Here is a 20,047-nt window from a genome sequence, read left to right as displayed (position 1 = left end):
GCGCCATCACTGCCCGCCGCTCTTGGGTGCCTGGTCGGGATCCTGCCACAGGGTCGGCAGGATGTCCGACACGTCGATGTCGCGGTGATCGTCGGGCATCACGCCCAGGATCGCGCCGACGCGCGCGATCGTGCGGCCGACGACGGGCGCGGCGTTCCAGGCGGCGGTCTTCCACCCGAAGGTCTCCTTCGTGCCGAGCGGCGAATCGAGCATGGCCAGCACGACATAGCGCGGCGCGTCCATCGGGAAAGCCGCCGCGAAGGTCGCGACGTTGCGCGAGCGGTCGTAACCGCCCGCGACCGCCGCCTCCGCGGTGCCGGTCTTGCCGCCGACGCGGTAGCCGGGCGCGTCGCCCTTGCGCCCGGTGCCGCGCATCACGATCAGCCGCAGCATCTGGCGCATCCGCAGGCTCGTCGCCTCGCTGATGACGCGGCGCCCGGCCGCCTCATGCCCCGGCTGCACCTTCAGCAGCGTCGCCGGGCGCCAGGTGCCGCCGTTGACCAGCGCGGCATAGGCGTTCGCCAGATGCAGCGGCGTCACCGCGATGCCGTGGCCGTAGGCGGTCGTCATCGTCGTCGTCCGCGCCCAGAAGCCGGGCCACAGCGGGCGCCCCTTCTCGCGCAGTTCGATGTCCGGGCGGGTGTCGAAGCCCAGCTTGCGGAACATCGCCTGCATCCGCTGCGGGCCGACCTCGTCCGCGACGCGCGCGGTGGCGACGTTGGACGAGTAGATCAGCGTCTCCGCCATGTTCAGCCAGCGTTTGGGATCGCCGCGCTCGTCGTGGATCGTGAAGCGGCCGACCTGCAGCGGGTGCGTCGCGTCGAAGCGCCGCTCCATCGAGGTGACGACGCCATTGTCGATCGCCGCCGCCATCGTGATCGGCTTGAAGGTCGATCCCAGTTCGAACACGCTTTGCGTGGTGATGTTGCGCAGCTGCTCGCTGCCCGCCATCCCGACGCGATTGGGGTTGAACGTTGGCAGCGACACCATGGCGAGCACCTCGCCGGTGTGGACGTCCAGCACGATCCCCCCGCCGCCGCGCGCGGAGAAGGTCGTCATGGCGCGGCCCAGTTCGCTCTCCATCGCCGCCTGCACGCGCGAATCGATCGACAGCGCCACCGGCTGCCCGGTGGCCGCCGCCTGCGACAGGCGGTCGTCGAGCGCGCGCTCGATCCCGCTCATGCCGTGGTTGCCGCTGATGAAGCCCAGCACGTGCGCCGCCATCGTCGACTGCGGGTACAGCCGCTGCGTCTCGCGCTCGAACACGATGCCGGGCTCGCCGATCGCGTTCACCGCCTCGACCAGCGCGGGACTGGCGCGGCGGTTCAGGTAGGTGAAGCTGACGGGTTTCGTGATCTGCGCGTAGAACCACGGCTGATCGCCCTTGTCGGGCATCAGGTCGGCCAGCTTCTGCGCGATCTCGGCCGGGTCGCCGATCAGCTTCTTGGGATGGACGCCGATCGTCCAGGCATCGATCGTGCGCGCCAGCGGCGATCCGTTGCGGTCGACGATGTCGCCGCGCGGGGCGGTCATCGCGACACGGCTGTCGCGGTCGTCGCCCTCGGTGATGCCCAGCTGCACCAGCCGCAACAGCACGACCAGCACGCCGGCCGCGAACAGCAGCATCACCACCATCAGGCGCAGATGCTGCGTCGCCAGCACCTGCTGACGCTGTTCGCCCGTGCGATGGTTGCGAAGCGGACGGGCGACCAGCGTCGTCACCGCAGGCGGTTCCGTTCCTGGCGCGCACCGCTCAGCAGGTCGCCGATCGTCGAATCGCTCAGCAGCGACTTGTCGAGCATCGCGACGGCCTTGATCGCACGCGGCTGGACGGCGGCGGCGGTGGCGACCGCCGGGGTCAGGCGGACGGGGGCGGCGGTGGCGGGCTTCACGGCGGCGACCTTCACCACGCCGGCGGCGGGCGCGGCGGTGGTGGTGGTCGCGGCGACGGTCGTGATCGGGGCCGCGGCGGGATTATGGGCGGGGACGATCAGCTGCGCGGTCTGCACCGTACCCGCGCCGGTGGCGGCCGGGCCGATCTGCCGCGGCGACAGCGACGCCAGCCGCGCCTCGTCGGCGACGAACTGCGCCGCGGTCGGCACGCTCAGCGCCAGCGTGTCGCCGTTCCAGCGCTCCAGCTGCGCCAGGTTCGCGCGGACGTCGAACTCGGTCTCCAGCGCGCGGATGTCGCGCTGCGCCCGCACGATGTCGCGGTCGACCCGGTCCAGCCGCTTGCGCTCGGCCGCGACCTGCGACGACACCAGGTAGAAGCCGATCGCCACCAGGGCACAGCTGGCCAGCCAGCCCAGCCCCTTCATCCGATACATCGCCGCCATCGTTACGCCTCCAGATCCCAGGGTGCCGCCGCCGTCCGCCGCGCGGTACGAAGTGTCGCGGAGCGTGCGCGCGGGTTCGCCGCCAGCTCCGCCTCGCCCGCGCGGATGCCGCGGGACGTGATCTCGAATGTCGGCGCGCGCGTCGGCGCCGCGGCCGCGGGCAGATGCCGCGATCCCGCCGGTGCCGTGCCCGAGCGATCGCGCAGGAACCGCTTCACGATGCGATCCTCCAGCGAGTGGAAGGTCACCACCGCCAGCCGCCCGCCCGGCCGCAGCACGCGCTCCGCCGCGGCCAGCCCGCGCTCCAGCTCGTCCAGCTCGCCGTTGACATGGATGCGCACCGCCTGGAACGCGCGCGTCGCGGGATCCTTCTTCTCGTGCGGGCGGTGGCCCAGCGCCTTGCGCACCACGCTCGCGAACTGCGCCGTCGTCGCCAGCGGGCGCGCCGCGACCACCGCGCGCGCGACGCGGCGCGACTTGGGCTCGTCGCCGTAGCGATAGAGGACGTCGGCGATCGCCTCCTCGTCCGCCTCGTTCAGGAAGTCCGCCGCCGACGGCCCGTCCTGGCTCATCCGCATGTCGAGCGGGCCGTCAGCCTGGAAGGAGAAGCCGCGCGCCGCCTGGTCGAGCTGCATCGACGACACGCCGATGTCCATCGTCACGCCGTCGACCGGCACCGCGTCCAGCGCGGCCAGTTCCTGCGCCATCGAGCCGAAGGTGGCCGCCACCAGCGTCAGCCGCTCCTCCGCCGCGTCGAGCGTGCGCGCGGCCGCGATCGCGTCGGGATCGCGGTCGAACGCGACCACGCGCGCGCCCGTCGCCAGCAGCGCGCGCGTGTAGCCGGCCGCGCCCAGGGTCGCGTCGACATGCCGCTCGCCGGGTGCAGGGGCGAGCGCGTCGACGACCTCGGCCATCAGGACCGGGATGTGGGGCGCATCGGGGGCCACGGCGGGGATCATAGGGCTATCCCCTTGTCCTCGCACGCGAACTCGACATATTCCTTCAGGAACGGGTCGATCTCGGGCGTCTCCAGCAGGATCGCCGGCGACCAGATCGTGATCCAGTCGAACGACCCCAGGAACACCGCCGCGCCGCCGATCTTGGCATAGCGCCGCTCGAACGTCGGCATGATGAACCGGCCCGAGCCGTCGAACGGCAGCGGCTCGGCACCGCCCGCGCGGTCCAGGATGTTATAGTCGTGCGCGCCGCCCGCGGCGGTGTGCGCCGCGTTCATCGCCTCCAGCTTCGCCTTCCAGTGCGGCACGAAGCCGGGGTCGTAGGCGATCAGGCAGCGGTGCTTGGGGTGCGGCGCGATGATGACGGTGCCGCCGTCCTTGCCGTCGTCGCGCGGCGCGTTCTTCGCCAGGGAGGCGCGAAGGGTGTTGGGAATCGCGACACGGCCCTTGTCGTCGACAAGACCAAGCCCCTTTCCCTGATAGTCCACCCTGTCTGCCACGCCCACCTCGCACGCCCACTCCCATGGGCAGGGCGCAAGACCTTCCGTTCGGCGCCAGGCCTTCGCCCGGTCGCCGGCGTTCGCTTGTCGGCAAACAACGTTGGTCCTGCCCCCAATGTCGTTGAGCAGGATGTATCAGGGTTAATTGGGGATGAGAAGGGATTTTCGGGGACAGCCGGGGATTGGTCGCAAAATCGCTTCTTGGGATGGTTCTAGGACGGCGGCGGGTGCCCGCGGCGCATGTCGGACATGGCAAAACGCCCGCCGAATCGACGGTCGCAGCCGGCCATTTCCAGGATTTTCCCGCCCGTCCCCGGATTTCCCCGACGCCCCGCCTCGCCCGTCCCGTCATGCCGGGCCCGTCCCGGCATCCAGGGTTGCGCCGCCCGATCATCCGCAAGGTGCGCAGAACCCGGGGCCCCGGAGCCCGTCGACACCCTTGCGACGTCACTTCCTTGCTCACCGGCGAAAGCGCGACCTTGGCGAATCTCTCCCCCGTGCTCCTGCGCAGGCAGGAGCCCAGGGTTGCGGGTTCCATCAGACGCTGCTCTGCCGGGCCCTGGGCTCCTGCCTGCGCAGGAACACGGCGGGTGCGCGGCGCCGTTCCAGCCACTTTGCGAAGGCTCCGCGAAGGTCGGGGTCCAACCGGGGGACGTCGGCGACATGCCGCAACGGCACCCAAACTGGGCCCCGGCCTTCGCCGGAGAACAGGGAGAATGGCGCGCACCCGCAAAAGCCCAGAGCCACGCGTACCGCCGGCCAGCCTCCCCCGAACCCCGCCGATACACCGCGCCCATGCTATTTCGCGTCCGGGGCCGCTCCCGCGGCGGGTGTGTTCGCGGCTGCCGGCGTCACGCCCAGTTCCGCCAGCGGTTCGTTGCTCGGCGTCGGGCTGGGCAGCGCGCCGGGTGCGGAGAGATTGGCGACCGCGGCGGCATTGCCCGCGCCGTCGACCGGCGCCTCGCGATTGACCGACGAGAAGATCGCGCTCGCCAGCCCGATCAGCAGAACCACCGCCGCCAGCCCGCTCATGCCGACGCGTACGCGCTGCCGCATCTGCTCGGCATGGGCACGTTCGCCCGCCGCCTTGTCCTGTCGTGGTACCTTCATCTCGTCGTGCGATCCTAACCGATCGCCGCGTTCGTGTCGATTCGCGGTCAACGTGCCGGTCGGACCAGCCCCTTGGCGGCCAGCCACGCGGGATCGTACAGCGTGGACAGATAGCGGAAGCCCGTGTCGCACAGGATCGTCGCGATCCGCTTGCCCGGTCCCAGATGCTTCGCCAGCCGCACCGCGCCCGCGACGTTGATCCCCGACGACAGCCCCAGGCACAGCCCTTCCTCGACCAGCAGCCGGTCGATCCAGTCGAGCCCCTCCTGATCGGGGATGCGGAATTGCGTGTCGATCGGCGCGCCTTCCAGATTGGCGGTGATCCGCCCCTGCCCGATCCCCTCGGCGACCGACGACCCCTCCGCCTTCAGCTCGCCATGCGCATAATATTCGTAGAGCGCGGCACCGTGCGGGTCGCTGAGCGCAATGCAGATGCCCTCGTCCTTCGCCTTCAGCCCCAGCCCGACGCCCGCGATCGTCCCGCCGGTCCCCGCCGCGCAGGTGAAGCCGTCGACCCGCCCCTCCATCTGCGCCCAGATCTCCTCCGCGGTGGTGACGATATGCGCGCGGCGGTTGGCGATATTGTCGAACTGGTTGGCCCAGACCGCGCCCGGCGTCTCCTCCGCGATCCGGCGCGAGGTGTGGACGAAGTGGCACGGCGACGAATAGGGCGCCGCCGGCACCGTCACCAGCTCCGCGCCCAGCGCCCGCAGCGTGTCCATCTTTTCCTTGGACTGGGTGTCGGGCATCACGATGATCGTGCGATACCCCTTGGCATTGGCGACCAGCGCGAGCCCGATGCCGGTATTGCCCGCGGTCCCCTCGACGATCGTGCCGCCGGGCTTCAGCAGCCCCTTCTCCTCGGCATCCTCGACGATGAACAATGCGGCGCGGTCCTTCACGCTGGCGCCGGGGTTGGCGAACTCGCACTTGCCGAAGATGTCGCAGCCGGTCGCCTCGCTCGGGCCCTTCAGCCGGACGAGGGGGGTATGGCCGATCAGGGCCAGCGTATCGGGGGTGGTATGCATGGTCGCCTAGATGCGGGCGGGGGCGTGCCGGGGCAAGGGAGCATCGCTTTCGCCCGCCATGATCTGACTACGTTGTCGGACCCGGCCGACGGGCCGGCCGCCGCATTCGTGCGAGCGCGGGCTTGACGATGTTTTCCGCATACGCGAAGCGATACGCCCCATGAAGAACCTCGCATTCCTCCCCCTCGCCGCATCCCTGCTCGCTGTCGCAGCATGCAATTCGCAGCCCGACAAGGCGGAGGTGATCGACACCAACCCCGATCCCATGGCCTCGCAGCTGGCGAACGCCGCGCCGGTCGAGCTGCCGCCCGCGATCAAGGCCGACAAGACGATGCGCTGCAAGGACGGCAGCCTCGCCTATGTCACCTTCTTCCAGGGCGACAAGCAGGCCGTGGTCCGGACGGAGAAGGATGGCGCCGCCACCACGCTGAAGGGTCCGGAAGCGGGCAAGCCCCTCACCGCCGAGGGCGGCTGGTCGATGACCGGCTCCACCACCGAGGTGACGCTGACCCGTCCGGGCAAGCCCGCGGTGTCCTGCCACTCGTAATCGCGACGTCAGGCCGACACAGGCCCTCCCCGCCACCCGCGGGGAGGGCTTTTTTCATGCCGGCGCGCGCCGCGCGCCCACCGCATAGATCGCGCAGCCGGTCCAGATCAGCGCGAAGGTGACGACGTGGATCGGGCGCAACGGCTCGCGGAAGATCAGCACCGCCTCCACGAATTGCAGCGTCGGCCCGATATATTGCAGCAGTCCCAGCGTGGCGTAGCGCAGTCGCCGCGCCGCCGCCGCGAACATCAGCAGCGGGGCCGCCGTCACCGCGCCCGCCAGCACCAGCAGCGCGTCCAGCCCGCGGGTCTGCCCGAACGCGCCGGTGCCGTTCGCCTGCGCGGTCAGGATCAGCAGCAGCGCCGGCACCAGCAACAGCCCCGTCTCCACCGTCAGCCCGCCCAGCGCATCGATCGCGGCGATCTTGCGGATCAGTCCGTAGAGCCCGAAACTGAGCGCCAGCGTCAGCGGGATCCACACCGCACCGCCCCCCGACAACAGGCCGTCGGCCCCCAGCGCCATCACCCCCGCCCCGGCGACCGCCACCGCCACCGCCTGTAGCCGCGTGATCCGCTCCCCCAGCACCGCCATGCCCAGCGCGACATTGACGAGCGGGTTGATGAAATAGCCGAGGCTCGCCTCCAGCACATGGCCGTTCTGGACCGACCAGATATAGACGATCCAGTTGACCGCGATCAGCGTGGCGGACGCCGCCAGCAGCGCGAGCGTCCGCCCGCGCGCCGCCGCGCGGATCGCCCCCACCCGCCGCGCCGCGACGACGATCACCCCCAGCAACAGCAGCGACCAGACGATGCGGTGCGCCAGCACCTGCAAGGCGGGCACGCCGTTCAGCAGCCGCAGATAGAGCGGCAGCAGCCCCCACAGGGTGTAGGCGGCGATACCGAGGATCAGGCCGTGGCGGGTATGATGGTCGGTCGTCATGCCCCGCCATTGCGGTTGGGGCACGACGGCGCAACCCGCGCGTCACGCCGCCGGGGGGTCGCCGCACCAGCGGCCGGCCACCCTCCCGCGCGCGTTCGTTAGGTCCTCACCAGGCGTAGCGCAGCGTCCCCACCACCGTGCGCGACGCGCCGAAATAGCAGCTGTTGTTGAAGAAACAGCTGGCAATGTGCCGCTTGTCGAACAGGTTGGCGGCGTTGACGGTGAAGCTGAGCCCCGCATAGCGCGCGTCCATCGCGCCGAAGTCGTAGCCCAGCACCGCATCGGCCAGCACGAAGCCGGGCGACGCGAAGCGGCGGGTCTGCAACACGCGATTGACCGTGATCTGCGCGGTGCCGTCCGATTCGCCGACGTACCGCACGCCGCCGCCGATATTGAACCCGCCCAGCGCACCCGGCACCGCCTGCTTCAGGTCGTAGGCGACGAAGCTCGATGCGCTCCACGTCGGCACCCCCAGCGGGCGCGTGCCGGTGACGCTCGCCAGCTGGTCGCCGGTCCCGACCGGGTTATTGCCGCGCACGACGCGCGCGTCGTTATAGGTGCCCGCCACCGTCAGCGACAGGCCCGGCGCGATGTCGCCGCGGCCGTCGAGCTCGATACCACGGACCTTCACCTCGCCGATCTGGAGCTGTGCGTTGCTGGGGATGCCGTTCAGCCCGGCATTGGGATCGGGCGCGGGCACGTTCTGGCGGCGCAGATCGAACAGCGACAGCGTGAACAGCGCATTGGCGCCGCGCGGCTGGTACTTTAGCCCGGCCTCGTACTGGCGGCCGGTGACGGGTACGAACGACTCGCCCGCGGTCGCGACGCCATTGACCAGGATGGTCACGTTGCCCGTCTGCGGCTCGAAACTCTCCGAATAGCTGACGAAGGGCGAGAGGCCGAATGTCGTCTCGTACAGCGCGCCGACGCGCCCGGTGAACGCGCTTTGCGACAGTCGCGTCACCGTGCCGCTCACGCGGTTGCGCGTCAGCGTCGAATACCAGTCCTGCCGCCCGCTCGCGATCAGGTTCAGCCCGCCGATCGCGATCTGGTCCTGCAGGTAGATGCCCGCCTGGTCGATCTTGCGGAACGTGCGCGAGACGCCGGGGAACAGCAGCAGGTTGCTGCTCGGCAGGTTCTGACCATAGACCGGGCGGTACAGGTCGATGTCGGGGATGTTGATCGCGGGATTCGTGCTGAGCCCGGTGGCGAACGCCTGATCCGCGCTGCCGCGATTGTTCTGCCAGTCGACGCCCGCCAGCAGCGTGTGCTTCACCGGCCCGGTCGCGAACTCCGCCGCCATCCGGCTGTCGAAGGTGATGGTGCGGAACGATTCGTCCGATCCGCCGCCGCCGCGCGTGATCCGCGACAGTACGGTGTTGCCGTTCGCATCCAGGTTCCGGTTGGCGTCGAACGTCCCGTAGATCTGCCGGTAGTGCAGCCCGACATCCAGGTAACGCGCATTGGTGGTCCATGTCAGCGCGTCGTTCAGCTGGCGGCGGAACAGGATCGTCGCCGACTTCTGCGTGCGATCGAACGCCTCATAGGCCGGCTCCGACACGTTCAGGTCGACCGCCAGCGGGCCGTTGGGGTTGGGCAGCGCGGAGCCATAGACCGGCACGCCGCTGTACGACGCCGATTCGGGATCGCGCTGATAGTTCAGGATCAGCGTCAGGCTGGTGCGGTCGTCCGGAGCGAACGTCAGCATCGGGCGCGCGTAATAGCGCCGGTTGCCCGTGCGCGCGATGAACCCGTCCGACCGCTCGCCGCCCGCTATCACGCGGAACAGGAACTTCCCGTCCCGGTCGAGCGGCTGGTTCAGGTCGATCGAGGAGCGCAGCAGGTCGAAATTGCCCGCCGCCAGCTCGATCCGCCCGCCCGCCTCGCGGTACGGCACCTTGCTGGTCAGGTTGACGAGGCCGCCGGGGGTGGCATTGCCGTAGAGGACCGACGCCGGCCCCTTGATGATGTCGACCCGGTCGACCAGGTGGAAGTCGATCTGCGGGCTGGCATAGACCCCGCCCAGCAGCCGCATCCCGTCCATGAACTGCGCCGGGGAAAAGCCGCGGATGAACAGCTGGTCGTAGCGCGTGGCCACGTTGCCGCGCTGGTTGGGCGCGATGCCGGCGACATAGCCCAGCGCCTGGTTGATCGACTGGACGTTGCGGCGCAGCAGCTCCGCCTCGTCGATGACGGACACCGTCTGCGCCAGCGCGATCAGCGGCGTCGGGGTCTTCGCGCCGGCGTCGCCCGTGCGCCGCTCGCGCACGCCGTTGACGATCACGTCGTCATTGTCGCGCACCTGCTCGGCGTCGGCAGCGGCAGCGGCGTCGGCAGCCGTCGCGGCGCTTCCCTCCGCCCGGGCGGGCAGCGCGGTGCCCGCCAGCAGCAGCGCAACGAAAGCGCCGGGCAGCGCGGTGGAGCGGCGATCCCGCATGTTGGTTCCCTTTTGTTATTGATAGTGACTTGCATACGCTGCTAGAAGCGCGGTCACGGTTCGGCAAGGGGGGTGCGGCAAATTGTTGATGCAGCGGATCGATCCCCGCCCCGTGCCGCCCCCGCGCGTGCGGCGGCGCGTGCGACCGGCGGCGCTGGCGATGGCGGCGCGTTGCCTTACCGCGCTGGTCGGCGGCTATGCCGCGGCGGCGGTGCTCGCCTCGCTGGTGGCGCGGTGGCTGCCGGTCGCGCGGGTGGAGGCGACCGTGGCCGGGCTGATCCTGTCGTTCCTCGTCTATCCCGCGATCGGACTATGGTGCTTCGTCGAGCCGCGGCTGGGGCGCGTGGCGGCGCTCGTCTGGGGCATGGCGCTGCCCGGCGCGGCGCTGCTGTGGTGGATCGGAACACGTCCATGAGCGCGACCGCCCTGCCCGTGCGCTCGCTGCGTCAGGCGATGGCCTGGATCCACGGCTGGCTGGGACTGCTCGCCGGCTGGATCCTCTTCGCCATGTTCCTGACCGGCACCGCGAGCTATTTCCGGCCCGAGATCACCCGCTGGATGCAGCCGGAACTGCCCGCGAACCGCACCGCCCCCGCGGAGGCCGCCGCCGCGGCGGTCGCCGCCTTGCAGCGCCAGGGGCACGGCGACGACCTGCAATGGTTCATCTACCTGCCCGACGCCCGCACCGCGATGACCCGCGTGTTCGCCATGCCGAAGCCGAGCGAGGGCGCGCCGCGCCGGCGCAGCCCCGAACTGGAACTCGACCCCGCCACCGGCGCGCCGATCGCCGCGCGCGAGACACGCGGCGGGGAGCAATTCTATCGCTTCCACTTCCAGCTCCAGCTGCCGCACCCCTGGGGCCGCTGGCTCGCCGGGCTGTGCGCGCTGTTCATGCTCACCGCGATCGTCTCCGGCGTCATCACGCACAAGCGCATCTTCGCCGACTTCTTCACGTTGCGCTGGAACAAGGGGCAGCGCAGCTGGCTCGACGCGCATAACGCCAGCGCGGTGCTGGCGCTGCCGTTCCACGCCGTCATCACCTATACGGGACTGATGACGCTGGTCGTGATGTACATGCCGTGGCCGATCGCCACCAATTACGCCAAGCCGATCGACTTCAGCTACGACGCCTATGGCACCGCGCCCGAGCGCGAGGCTTCGGGCCGCCCGGCCGCGCTGGTGCCGATCGCCCCGCTGCTGCGCGATGCGGAACGCCGCCTGCGGGGCGAGCCGTCGCGCGTCGTCATCCGCAACCCCGGCGACGCCGCCGCGACCGTCACCGTCTCGCGCAGCGGGGCGCGGTCGATCGACGCGCGCGCGCCGAGCGTCACCTATGCCGGCGCGACCGGCCGCGTCATCGCCGCCTCGCCGCCCGCCGGGCCGATCGTCTCGACCTTCGGGGTGATGATCGGGCTGCACATGGCGCAGTTCGCCGCTCCCGCGCTGCGGTGGCTGCTGTTCCTGCTCGGCACGACCGGGGCGGCGATGGTCGGCACCGGGCTGCTGCTGTGGACCGCCGCGCGCCGCCGGCCCGGCGCCGCCCCGTTCCGCGGCCTGCGACTGGTCGAGCGGTTGAACATCGCCGCGATCGCGGGGCTGCCGGTCGGCATGGCCGCGTATCTCCTCGCCAATCGTCTGCTCCCCGCCAATCTGGCGGGCCGGGCCGATCTGGAGGTGGCGGCCATGTTCTGGACCTGGGGCGCGGTCGCGGCGGGTCAGTTGCTGCTGTCGCCGGCGCGCGCGTGGCGCGTCGCCTTCGCGCTCGGCGCCATCGCCTTCGCGGCGACGGCGGTGGCGGACCTCGTCCTCATCTCCCGCGCCTGGTCCGGCGATACCCTGTTCATCGCGTTCGACGCGGCGCTCCTGGCGCTGGCGGCGTTGCTGGCGGTCGCGGCGCAGCGCGCCGGACGCCCGCGTGCCGCACCCGCGCGGCGCGCCCGCGCGATTCGCGAGGTGACGCATGCCTGAGGCCATTCTCCCCGCCGCGCTGGCGCTGCTGCTGCTCGCCGCCGCCAGCCATCGCTTCCGCCGCGACTCGGGGGCGACCCGCCGTGGCCAGATCGTGCTGCTGCGCGCCGCCGCCCTGCTGCTGCTCGGCATCGCGTGGTGGATGTGCGGCGCGGGCCTGACCGGCGAGCGACTCGTCCGCTTCATCGTCGCCGTATCGGTCGCCGCGGCGCTCGTCGTGCTGCTCTTGTCGGTCGCCGCGACGCGGCTTCTGGCGCCCCTGCGCCGCCTTCTGGCACCCGCCATCCGTTGACTGGTCGCACGCCGGCGTCGTCTCGCCGCCGGATGGTAAAAACTTTCATAAGCGATGGAGCCAAACCGAAAATTCCGCGTTTCGCGCCGGAAATCGGTAATATCGCATTTTGCACTTGCACGACGAAGTGACCCAATTTGGGCCCGAAGCGATCCGGATCGATCCTTTTCACTCTTAAAATTCCGTTGACCTTCCTGTATTGGTGCAGTGCACAACGAAAGGGGTTACCATGGCATCCGTGGCACCGACAGCGATGGACGATATGCGCGATCGCTCGAGCCATGCCTCGCTGCGATCGGCGTTGCCTTCGTTCCTGTGGGATCAGCGGGTGACCCGCGGGCTGGACGTGATGGTCTCGCTGGTCGCGATCATCTTCTTCGCGCCGCTGATGATCGCCATCGCGCTGTGCACCTATGTCGCCAACCCCGGCCCGATCTTCTTCGCGCAGCCCCGGATCGGCCGCGGCGGTCGCATGTTCCGCTGCCTGAAGTTCCGCACCATGGCCACCGATGCGGAGGCGCGGTTGCAGGAACTGCTGCGCACCGATCCCGCCGCGCGCGCCGAATGGGCGAAGGACCACAAGCTGCGCAACGATCCCCGCATCGTCGGCATCGGCGGTTTCCTGCGCAAGAGCAGCCTGGACGAGCTGCCGCAGCTGTTCAACGTGCTGAAGGGCGAGATGAGCCTGGTCGGCCCGCGCCCCATCGTCGAGGCGGAGGCGCTGCGCTACGGTCGGTACATTCGTCACTATTGCAGCGTGCGTCCGGGGATCACCGGGCTGTGGCAGGTGAGCGGTCGCAACGACACCTCGTACCGCCGCCGCGTCGCGATGGACGTCGCCTATTCGCGCAGCCGCAACGCCGCGATGGATATCCGCATCCTGGCGATCACCGTTCCCAGCGTACTGATGGCCAAGGGCTCCTACTGACCTTCCCGCCCGGTGCGTCATTCGAACGGCCCGATCCCGCGGATCGGGCCGTTTTTCGTCGCCCGCCTCCGCCCGCCCCGCGTCAAATCGGGCAATCGCACGATTGAGCGCGGACCGCGCGCGTGGCTACCGATCGATCCGTCATGGTCGTCTGGGGAAGAAGCGGGCGGATGATGGCCGGGGCGGAGCCAATACAGCTGACGGTGGGTCAGGATGCCGGGAGCGACCGGCTGCGCTTCGTCGCGCGCTTCATCAATGCGCTGGTGCTCGATCGGCTGACCCGCTGGCCGGCGGCGCTCGGCGTGGATGCGGCCGATGCGCTGCTGGTCCAGATGACGCGTGCCCTGTCGCTGCCGGCGCTCCGTACGACCGGCCCGGCGGCGCCCCATCCCATCGCCGTTCCGCTCGCCGCGATGGCGCAGGCGAGCGGGCTGTCGTACGAAACCGCCCGGCGCCGCGCCGCCCGGTTGCGAATCGCGGGCCTGCTCCAGCAGCGCGACGACGGCTTCCTGGTGCCCCCTGCGGTCACGCTCCTGGGCGCGGGCGCGGCGGAGGTGGAGAAGGATCGCACCGCGCTGCTGACGATGCTCGTCACGATGGAGGCGCAGGGACTGCGGATCGCCACCGCGGCGCGCGCCGCGCAGGAGGGCGATCCCGCGCGGGTGTCCCGCCTGGACCTGGATGTCACAACCCGTTGGATCGAGGAGGTGGTGGCCTTCGACGACGGCGTCGTTCCGGCGATGATCCGGCTGGCGATCGCGCACGCCAACACCCGCCACCTGCTCGACGATCCGGCGCTGTCGCTCCGCTACGCGCATCAGCACCGCCCCCTGCCCGACGATGCGCGACGCCCTACCGGGCCACGCGCGATCGCGCGGGATACGCGGCTGCCGTTCGAAACCGTGCGCCGCCACGTCGCCGCCCTGCTGGCCGCGGGGACGCTCTCGCATGCCGGAGGCGGCGTCATCCTTCCCGCGCGCGAACTCATGAGCGAGCGTCACGTCGAGCACCAGCGGCGCCTGATCGCTCCGTTCCGCCGCCTGCTCGACGAGCTTGCCGCCCTCGGCGCCGAGAAAGGCGCCACATCGGGTAGCGACGCCCCGAATTGAGCAACGCCATGGTGTGACGAAAGCCACATCGCCCCTAACCCTCACCAAGTCGCATATTGGATTCGGCCGACTTTCCGGGGAAAGGGACATGCCACGTCACGTGTCCGTCGCCCCGATTCATGCCGGCGGAAAGATGGATGTCAACGCTTCACCATCGCCTGCCATGACGGTAGCCACCTGCCTGTTGGCGCAGCTTCACACATCCTTTCACGCCATTGCGGGACGATTGTTCGCCGGCGACCTGGATCGGGCGACGGTCTTCGCGTTGTTTCTCAACGTCAGGCTGTCGTCGGGCGACACCGATCGCCCCATTTCGATCAACTCCGTCGCCATGTCGCTGGGGCGCCCGTTCGAAACGGTGCGCCGCCACGTCGGCACGTTGATCGCCCAGGGCCTGTGCCGGCGCGACGCGCTGGGGGTGCGGATCGCGTCGGACGTCTGCGCACAGGCGGACCTGATGCAGGCGATGGACCAGATCCACGACATCGTCGTCCGCTATGTCGAGGATGCGGTGCGCGCCGGGCTCGTCACCCGCCCCGCGTCGGGAGCCCCGCGCGCGTTCGACCGCGCCGATGGCGTGCGCACCGCGATCGACATCGTCCTGGCAATGGCCGACCAGCATCGCACGCTGATCCCGATCGCCACCGATCTGGCGCTGGTCTACGGCATCATCGCCGCAACGGCCGACGCAGCGGACGCGCCGCCGGGCGTGGCGCGACCCCGCACGGTGCGCGTGGCGACCCTGGCGCGGCTGTTCTCGATCGCGGAAAGCACCGTCCGCCGCCGGGTGGCGGCCCTGTCGCGCCCCGGCCGTCCGCTGATCCGGACGGCGAACGGCCTGGCGGTCGCACCCGAATGGATGGAGCGGCTCGACGCGGCGGTGCGGCAGGACGGGCGGCACGGGACGCTCGCGCTCGGCATGGGGCGGATCGCCGCCGCCGGCTTCCCGTTCGCGGACCCCGCCTCGGCCTATATCGCCGGTCGTCCGGCGCTGACGTTTCGGTGAGCCCTCATAACGCCCAGCCGATCGTCAAAGTCGTGGTGCGCGGTCGCGCCGAATAGACCTGCCGCTCCCCGAACGCGCTGGAAAAGACGCGTGACGGCGCCAGCGCGTCGGCGACATTGTCCACGCCCAGCCGGATCGACCAGCCGCCCCGCTGGTAGCTGGCGTACAGGTCCAGCAGCATCCGCGCCGGGGTGCGTTCGCGGAACGGATTATCGGCCCCGAAGGCTGAGAAGAAACCGCTGCTGCCGCTGGCCAGCGCGCCCAGCGTGACGCTTGCCCCCGGCCCCGCACGCCACCTCCTGTCCGCACTCGCCACCCAGGTCAGCGCCGGCACCAGCGGCAGCCGGTCGCCCCGCCGCCCGGTCCCCTCCATCGTGTTGGGCATCGCGTCCGCGGCCAGTCGCGCCGACAGCCACGTCGCCGCCACCGCCAGCCGCCACCCCGCCAGCGCGGTGGCCACGCGCCCCTCGACGCCATCGATATCCACCGACGACAGGTTGGTGTTGTAGAGGAACGCGCCATTGGCGCTGCTCGCGACGAAGATCGTGTCGCTCCAGTCGATGTGGAAGGCGCTCGCCTCCACGCTCGACGCCGCGGGCAGCGGCAGCTTCACGCCCAGTTCGTAGTTCCACAGGTGATCGGCGCGGAACACGCGCTCGTCCGGGGTCAGTTCGGGGGTGATGTTGACCCCGCCGGGACGGAATCCCTCCGACGCGATCAGCCGCACCAGCAGCCCGCCGCCGCCACGCCAGTCGAGCGCGGCCTTCAGGTTGCGGCCCGTCGCGGTGGTGCGATAGCGCGCCTCCTCGACCAGCCCGGTGCCGGTGACGATATTGGGCACCGGCACCGATCCGCCCGCCACGCGGACGTAGCGATAGGCGCGCGCGCCGAGCGTCGCGGTGAAGCCGCCCCCCAGCACGCGGCTGCCCTCCGCATAGACCGCCTGCTGGTCGAGCCGCATGTCGAGCAGGCGCTGTCCGGTCAGGTCGAGCGGGAGGATCAGCGCCCCCGTCGCCGCATCGGCGCGCGCGGTGTTGCTGTCGGCACGGTCGGAGCGGCGCTCCGCGAAGGCGCCGACCGTCCAGCGCCACGGACCGTTGCCGTCGTCGGACAAGCGCACCTCCGCGATGCTGCTGCGGAGCGCCATCGGCTGGAAGAGCACCGCCGGCAGCCGCGTCTCCAGCCACGCGCGATAGCTCGCCCGCACCGCGTCGGTACAGCTCGCGCCCAGTCCCGCGGCGACGCCGTAACGGCGACAGGCCGCCTCGCTCCCCCGCTGGCGCGCCAGCACGTTGGTGAAGTCGATCTGACGCACCGTGCGCCAGTCGTAGTGCGACAGCGTCGCGGTCAGCCGCAGCGCGCCCGGCGCCCAGCGCAGCGTGCCGCTGACCAGCCGCAACCGCTCGCTGCTGGGCACGCGCACCGGCAGGTCGGCGCGCCGCGGGCCGTCGTCCAGCACGCCGACGCCGCCGTCCGCGATGCGGTTCTCCTGCACCAGCGCGGACAGGTCGATGCGCAGCCGGTCGTCGGGCGTCCAGGCGAGCGCGACGCGCGCGCTGTCGCGGTCCGCGGTGTCGCCGTCGCGGTAGCCCAGCCGCGCATTGTCGATCGCGCCCCCGATCCGCCGCCGCCCCGCGACCACGCGCAACGCCAGTCGCTCGCGCACCAGCGGCACGTTGACCATCGCCGACAACGCCGCGCCCGGCCCGCCGCCGGTGGTCGCGCCGATCTCGGTGCCGACCTCCGCCGCCCAGCGATCGGCATCGGGCTGGCGGAAGATCGTGCGCAACGTGCCCCCCATCGACGACGCGCCGTACAACGTCCCCTGCGGCCCCTTCAGCAGCTCGACCCGCTCGATATCGATCAGGTCGATGTCGGGCGACATGCCGCCGGGATCGAACCCGGTGCCGGACGGCGCGGTGACGGGAATTTCGCCGAAATAGATTCCGACCGTCCCCTCCCCCGTTCCCAGCACGCCGCGCACCGACAGCCGCTGCTGCATCGGCCCGGTCGTGGTCGCGGTCAGCGCGGGCAGCAGGCGCACGAGCGCGCGGCGCTCGACGGTACGGGTCTGCGCCAGCGTCGCGCCGGACACGACCGCCAGGTCCGGCCCCGCCTCGCTCAGCAGGGTGGGACGGCGCAGCGCGGGTGACGACGATGTCGGGGTCGCGCGCGCGCAGGTCGTCCGGCCGCGGCGGGGGCGCGACCACGACCAGCACCCCCGGTCCGACGCGGCGGATCGACAGCCCGCTTCCCTCCAGCACCAACGCCAGCGCGACGTCGAGCGGGGTGCCGCGCGCGACCGGCGGCGCGCGGCGCCGCGCCACGATCGCCGGATCGACCAGGATCTGCTCGTCCGCATCCGCCGCGACGCGGCGCAGGACGACGTCGAGCGGCCCCGCCGGCACGTCGCGCGGCAGCGGCGTGCGCGTCACCGTCTCGGCCCCCGCCGCGCGCGCCGGGACGCAGGGGAGCAGCGCCGCGACCGACAGCGCGATCGCAACCCCCGACAACCCCCCGCACCGCTCGCGGCGCCCCGTCACTCGCCACCCCCCGCCGATCCGGCCGCACGCACGGATATGTCGCCAACGCCGCCCCCCACGGCAATTCCGCGGCCCTTTACCGCAAGATGGCGGTCATATCCGCGAACGCGGCGCTTGACGGAACGGTTACAACATGATCGTTTGCGCTCCACAAGCGTCGGGGGAGGACGCCGGCAAAAAGGGTGAGCATCGCTTGCCCATGACGAGCCGAACGGGGGACGAATCTTGGTGCTGACCGCGCAGCCCCGCTGGGGCTCCACGTCGATCGGACGCGACGCGCGCGCGCGCAAGCGGGGGGAGGAGATCGCCCCGCTGCTGCCCGTGATCCGCCGCTTCCTGGCCAAGCGCGCGGCGCCCGACGATGTCGACGATCTGGTGCAGGACGTGGCGCTGCGCATGCAGACGCGCCGCGCCGAGGGCGAGATCGCCAATCTCCAGGGTTATGTGTTCCAGGTGGCGCAAAGCGTGCTGACCGATCGCGCGCGGCGCGACATCGTGCGCCAGCGCTCGCGCCACGCCCCGCTCGAAGAAACCGATCACCCGGTTGAGGGACGCTCGCCCGAGCGCGTCTTGATGGGCAAGGAACGCTGGTCGCGGCTCGTCGCGGCGGTGGGGGACCTGCCGGATCGCACCCGGCAGGCGTTCGTCCTTCACCGCTTCGAGGAAATGAGCTACGCGGCCATCGCCCGACACATGGGGATTTCGGTAAGCGCGGTGGAAAAGCACATCATGAAGGCCATCCGCATCCTGGCAGCGTCCGCCGACGCATGACGCGCGACCATGGAGAGGATCCAGCCGCGCAGGCCGCGGGCTGGTACGCGCGCCTGCGCGCCGACGACGCGACCGCGGGCGACCGCGCCGCCGCGGATGGCTGGCGCCGCGCCGATCCGGCCCATGGCGCCGCGGCAGCGCAGGTCGATTCGCTCGACACGGCGCTGGGCGGGATCGCCGACGATCCCGCGATGATCGCGCTCAGGGCGCAGGCGCTCGGCGGCGCATCGCCCCGCCCCGCGGTCCAGCGCTGGCCGATCTTCGCGACCGCCGCCGCGCTCGCCGCGGTGATCGGCACGGGCACGATCCTGTCGCACCGCGAACCCGCCGAACCCGCGCACGCGCATTCGAGCGCGGGCGCGACGCATTACGCGACCGCCATCGGCGAGCAGCGGCGCATCCGCCTGCCCGACGGGTCGGTCATGACGCTCGACGCTGCCTCCGCCGTGTCGATCCCGCACCGGTGTGAACGACCGCCGCGTCGACCTGCTCGCCGGCCGCGCCGCCTTTGCGGTGGAAAAGGACCGCGTGCATCCCTTCATCGTCGCGACCGACGGCAATACCGTAACCGCGGTGGGCACGCATTTCACCGTGGAGCGCGGCCCCGACGGCACGATGACGGTCGCGCTGACGGAGGGCGTCGTCCGCGTCGCCACCCCGCGGGGTACGCGCGTCATGGCGGCGGGACAGGTACTGACCACCACCCCGCGCTCGGTCGCGGTGGTGGAGGGTCGCGCCGCCGACACCGCCGGCTGGCAGGACGGTCGCCTCACCTTCGCCGCCACCCCGCTGGCGCAGGTCGCCGCCGCGCTCCAGCGCTACGACGCGCGTCGCATCGTCATCCGTGACGCAGGGCTGGCGGCGCATCCGTTCAGCGGCTCGCTGCGCACCGCGGGCGGCACCGATGCGCTGGTCGCCGCGCTGGAGGCCTATGGCACCGCCCGCGCCACGCGGCCCGATGCGACGACGATCGTGCTGACGCCACGCTGACGTACCTTGGCCCCTCCCTTCAAGGGAGGGGTTGGGGTGGGTGGCGGCCGGGCGGTACGGCCGCCGCCATGCTCGTGGGCGCCGTATCGTCACGCCGCCATCCACTCCGCCCCCCAGAGAGGGAGGGGAGAGGCGATGCCTGCCCCTCACCTCACCGGAAATTGTCGGCGTAGCTCTGCAGCTTCAGCGTCTTCGCCGGCGCCGGGATCACCGTATAGGCCAGCCCCTCGCGCTCGGCATAGGCGATCGCCGCCTCGCACGTCGGGAACGACAGCCTGATCTGGTCGCGCGTGTCGCCGCTGCCCGCCCAGCCGGTCAGCGGATCGGGGCGCTTGGCCTCGCCCGGCTCGAATTCCAGCTGCCACCGATCGGTGCGGTGCTTGCCGGACTGCATGGCGTTCTTGGGGCGCTGGAAGATGCGGGCGGTGGACATGTCGGCTCCTGTACGTTCCACGCATGGGACACGCAACGGTTCCCTGCTCGTGCGCCGTCCTTCTTGCGGGGCGCGAGCGGCCCCCTATATCGCGCAGCATCGACACGGTTGCGCCGCCGAAACGGGACGCAGCCCGTCATCTTTTCTGGAT

The 20,047-nt window shown here is 71.1% G+C and carries 20 protein-coding genes and 1 pseudogene; 11 read left to right on the top strand and 10 right to left on the bottom strand.

All coding sequences use genetic code 11. The annotated features are described in order from the left end of the window. Positions 1 to 6: 6 nt before the first annotated feature. From PGN23_RS05605 to PGN23_RS05580, 6 genes are all read right to left on the bottom strand, one after another. A complete protein-coding gene (locus PGN23_RS05605; protein WP_335301836.1) occupies positions 7 to 1,722 on the bottom strand; it encodes a peptidoglycan D,D-transpeptidase FtsI family protein in 1,716 nt (571 codons plus the stop codon). Beyond that, positions 1,719 to 2,336 (bottom strand): hypothetical protein, encoded by a 618-nt coding sequence (locus PGN23_RS05600; RefSeq protein ID WP_335301834.1) that lies wholly within the window; start codon positions 2,334 to 2,336, stop codon positions 1,719 to 1,721. The genes PGN23_RS05605 and PGN23_RS05600 overlap by 4 nt, the downstream gene beginning before the upstream one ends. A gap of 2 nt (positions 2,337 to 2,338) precedes the next feature. Beyond that, positions 2,339 to 3,295 carry a 16S rRNA (cytosine(1402)-N(4))-methyltransferase RsmH gene (rsmH, locus tag PGN23_RS05595; protein WP_335301832.1) on the bottom strand — a complete coding sequence of 319 codons (957 nt, stop codon included), beginning with the start codon at positions 3,293 to 3,295 and terminating at the stop codon, positions 2,339 to 2,341. After that, positions 3,292 to 3,792 (bottom strand): division/cell wall cluster transcriptional repressor MraZ, encoded by a 501-nt coding sequence (locus PGN23_RS05590; protein WP_335301831.1) that lies wholly within the window; start codon positions 3,790 to 3,792, stop codon positions 3,292 to 3,294. The genes rsmH and PGN23_RS05590 overlap by 4 nt, the downstream gene beginning before the upstream one ends. Before the next feature lie 798 nt (positions 3,793 to 4,590). Then, positions 4,591 to 4,902: a hypothetical protein gene (locus PGN23_RS05585; RefSeq protein WP_335301830.1), complete on the bottom strand. Its 312-nt coding sequence runs from the start codon at positions 4,900 to 4,902 to the stop codon at positions 4,591 to 4,593. Between the two features lie 47 nt (positions 4,903 to 4,949). Continuing rightward, on the bottom strand, positions 4,950 to 5,930 hold the full coding sequence (locus tag PGN23_RS05580) for a cysteine synthase A (protein WP_335301829.1): 981 nt from the start codon (positions 5,928 to 5,930) through the stop codon (positions 4,950 to 4,952). 160 nt (positions 5,931 to 6,090) lie between these two features. Between PGN23_RS05580 and PGN23_RS05575 the strand changes: the two genes are divergently transcribed. Further along, positions 6,091 to 6,477 carry a hypothetical protein gene (locus PGN23_RS05575; RefSeq protein WP_335301828.1) on the top strand — a complete coding sequence of 129 codons (387 nt, stop codon included), beginning with the start codon at positions 6,091 to 6,093 and terminating at the stop codon, positions 6,475 to 6,477. A 54-nt stretch (positions 6,478 to 6,531) separates the two neighbouring features. Here the strand turns inward: PGN23_RS05575 and rarD are convergent, their stop codons facing one another. Next, positions 6,532 to 7,419, bottom strand: a complete 888-nt coding sequence (gene rarD, locus PGN23_RS05570; RefSeq protein ID WP_335301827.1) for an EamA family transporter RarD — start codon at positions 7,417 to 7,419, stop codon at positions 6,532 to 6,534. Between the two features lie 106 nt (positions 7,420 to 7,525). After that, on the bottom strand, positions 7,526 to 9,856 hold the full coding sequence (locus PGN23_RS05565; protein ID WP_335301826.1) for a TonB-dependent siderophore receptor: 2,331 nt from the start codon (positions 9,854 to 9,856) through the stop codon (positions 7,526 to 7,528). 88 nt (positions 9,857 to 9,944) lie between these two features. Between PGN23_RS05565 and PGN23_RS05560 the strand changes: the two genes are divergently transcribed. The 6 genes from PGN23_RS05560 to PGN23_RS05535 all read left to right on the top strand — a co-directional run bounded on the left by PGN23_RS05560 (position 9,945) and on the right by PGN23_RS05535 (position 15,159). Beyond that, positions 9,945 to 10,271: a hypothetical protein gene (locus PGN23_RS05560; protein WP_335297336.1), complete on the top strand. Its 327-nt coding sequence runs from the start codon at positions 9,945 to 9,947 to the stop codon at positions 10,269 to 10,271. Beyond that, positions 10,268 to 11,824 (top strand): PepSY-associated TM helix domain-containing protein, encoded by a 1,557-nt coding sequence (locus tag PGN23_RS05555; protein ID WP_335297337.1) that lies wholly within the window; start codon positions 10,268 to 10,270, stop codon positions 11,822 to 11,824. Before PGN23_RS05560 ends, PGN23_RS05555 begins: the two co-directional genes overlap by 4 nt. Then, a complete protein-coding gene (locus PGN23_RS05550; protein WP_335297338.1) occupies positions 11,817 to 12,116 on the top strand; it encodes a hypothetical protein in 300 nt (99 codons plus the stop codon). Before PGN23_RS05555 ends, PGN23_RS05550 begins: the two co-directional genes overlap by 8 nt. Positions 12,117 to 12,345: 229 nt before the next feature. Next, a complete protein-coding gene (locus PGN23_RS05545) occupies positions 12,346 to 13,044 on the top strand; it encodes a sugar transferase (RefSeq protein WP_335297340.1) in 699 nt (232 codons plus the stop codon). A 170-nt stretch (positions 13,045 to 13,214) separates the two neighbouring features. Further along, the gene (locus PGN23_RS05540) at positions 13,215 to 14,153 is read left to right on the top strand and encodes a hypothetical protein (RefSeq protein ID WP_335297343.1); all 939 of its coding nucleotides are present in this window, start codon (positions 13,215 to 13,217) and stop codon (positions 14,151 to 14,153) included. Positions 14,154 to 14,316: 163 nt separating this feature from the next. After that, a complete protein-coding gene (locus PGN23_RS05535; protein WP_335297346.1) occupies positions 14,317 to 15,159 on the top strand; it encodes a hypothetical protein in 843 nt (280 codons plus the stop codon). A gap of 4 nt (positions 15,160 to 15,163) precedes the next feature. Here the strand turns inward: PGN23_RS05535 and PGN23_RS05530 are convergent, their stop codons facing one another. Further along, positions 15,164 to 17,254: a TonB-dependent receptor gene (locus PGN23_RS05530; protein WP_335301825.1), complete on the bottom strand. Its 2,091-nt coding sequence runs from the start codon at positions 17,252 to 17,254 to the stop codon at positions 15,164 to 15,166. Between the two features lie 53 nt (positions 17,255 to 17,307). Here PGN23_RS05530 and PGN23_RS05525 point away from each other — a divergent pair, with 53 nt between their 5' ends. The 4 genes and pseudogenes from PGN23_RS05525 (at position 17,308) to PGN23_RS05515 (ending at position 19,463) form a co-directional block, all read left to right on the top strand. Next, positions 17,308 to 17,820: a hypothetical protein gene (locus PGN23_RS05525; RefSeq protein WP_335301824.1), complete on the top strand. Its 513-nt coding sequence runs from the start codon at positions 17,308 to 17,310 to the stop codon at positions 17,818 to 17,820. A 110-nt stretch (positions 17,821 to 17,930) separates the two neighbouring features. Then, the gene (locus PGN23_RS05520; protein ID WP_335297367.1) at positions 17,931 to 18,473 is read left to right on the top strand and encodes an RNA polymerase sigma factor; all 543 of its coding nucleotides are present in this window, start codon (positions 17,931 to 17,933) and stop codon (positions 18,471 to 18,473) included. Beyond that, positions 18,470 to 18,613 (top strand): annotated as a pseudogene (locus tag PGN23_RS18380) (DUF4880 domain-containing protein); the annotation flags it as partial. The gene PGN23_RS05520 and the pseudogene PGN23_RS18380, both read left to right, overlap by 4 nt. 325 nt (positions 18,614 to 18,938) lie before the next feature. After that, positions 18,939 to 19,463, top strand: coding sequence for a FecR family protein (locus tag PGN23_RS05515; protein ID WP_443019723.1), 525 nt, complete (start codon positions 18,939 to 18,941; stop codon positions 19,461 to 19,463). Between the two features lie 151 nt (positions 19,464 to 19,614). Here PGN23_RS05515 and PGN23_RS05510 read toward each other — a convergent pair whose 3' ends face one another. Then, positions 19,615 to 19,896 carry an ETC complex I subunit gene (locus PGN23_RS05510; RefSeq protein WP_335297350.1) on the bottom strand — a complete coding sequence of 94 codons (282 nt, stop codon included), beginning with the start codon at positions 19,894 to 19,896 and terminating at the stop codon, positions 19,615 to 19,617. Between the last annotated feature and the right edge of the window lie 151 nt (positions 19,897 to 20,047).

Origin of the sequence: Sphingomonas adhaesiva (genome assembly GCF_036946125.1) — a bacterium.
GTDB lineage: Bacteria > Pseudomonadota > Alphaproteobacteria > Sphingomonadales > Sphingomonadaceae > Sphingomonas > Sphingomonas adhaesiva_A.
The sequence above is the reverse complement of the archived record's forward strand: the minus strand, read 5'-3'. Positions and strand labels throughout refer to the sequence as shown.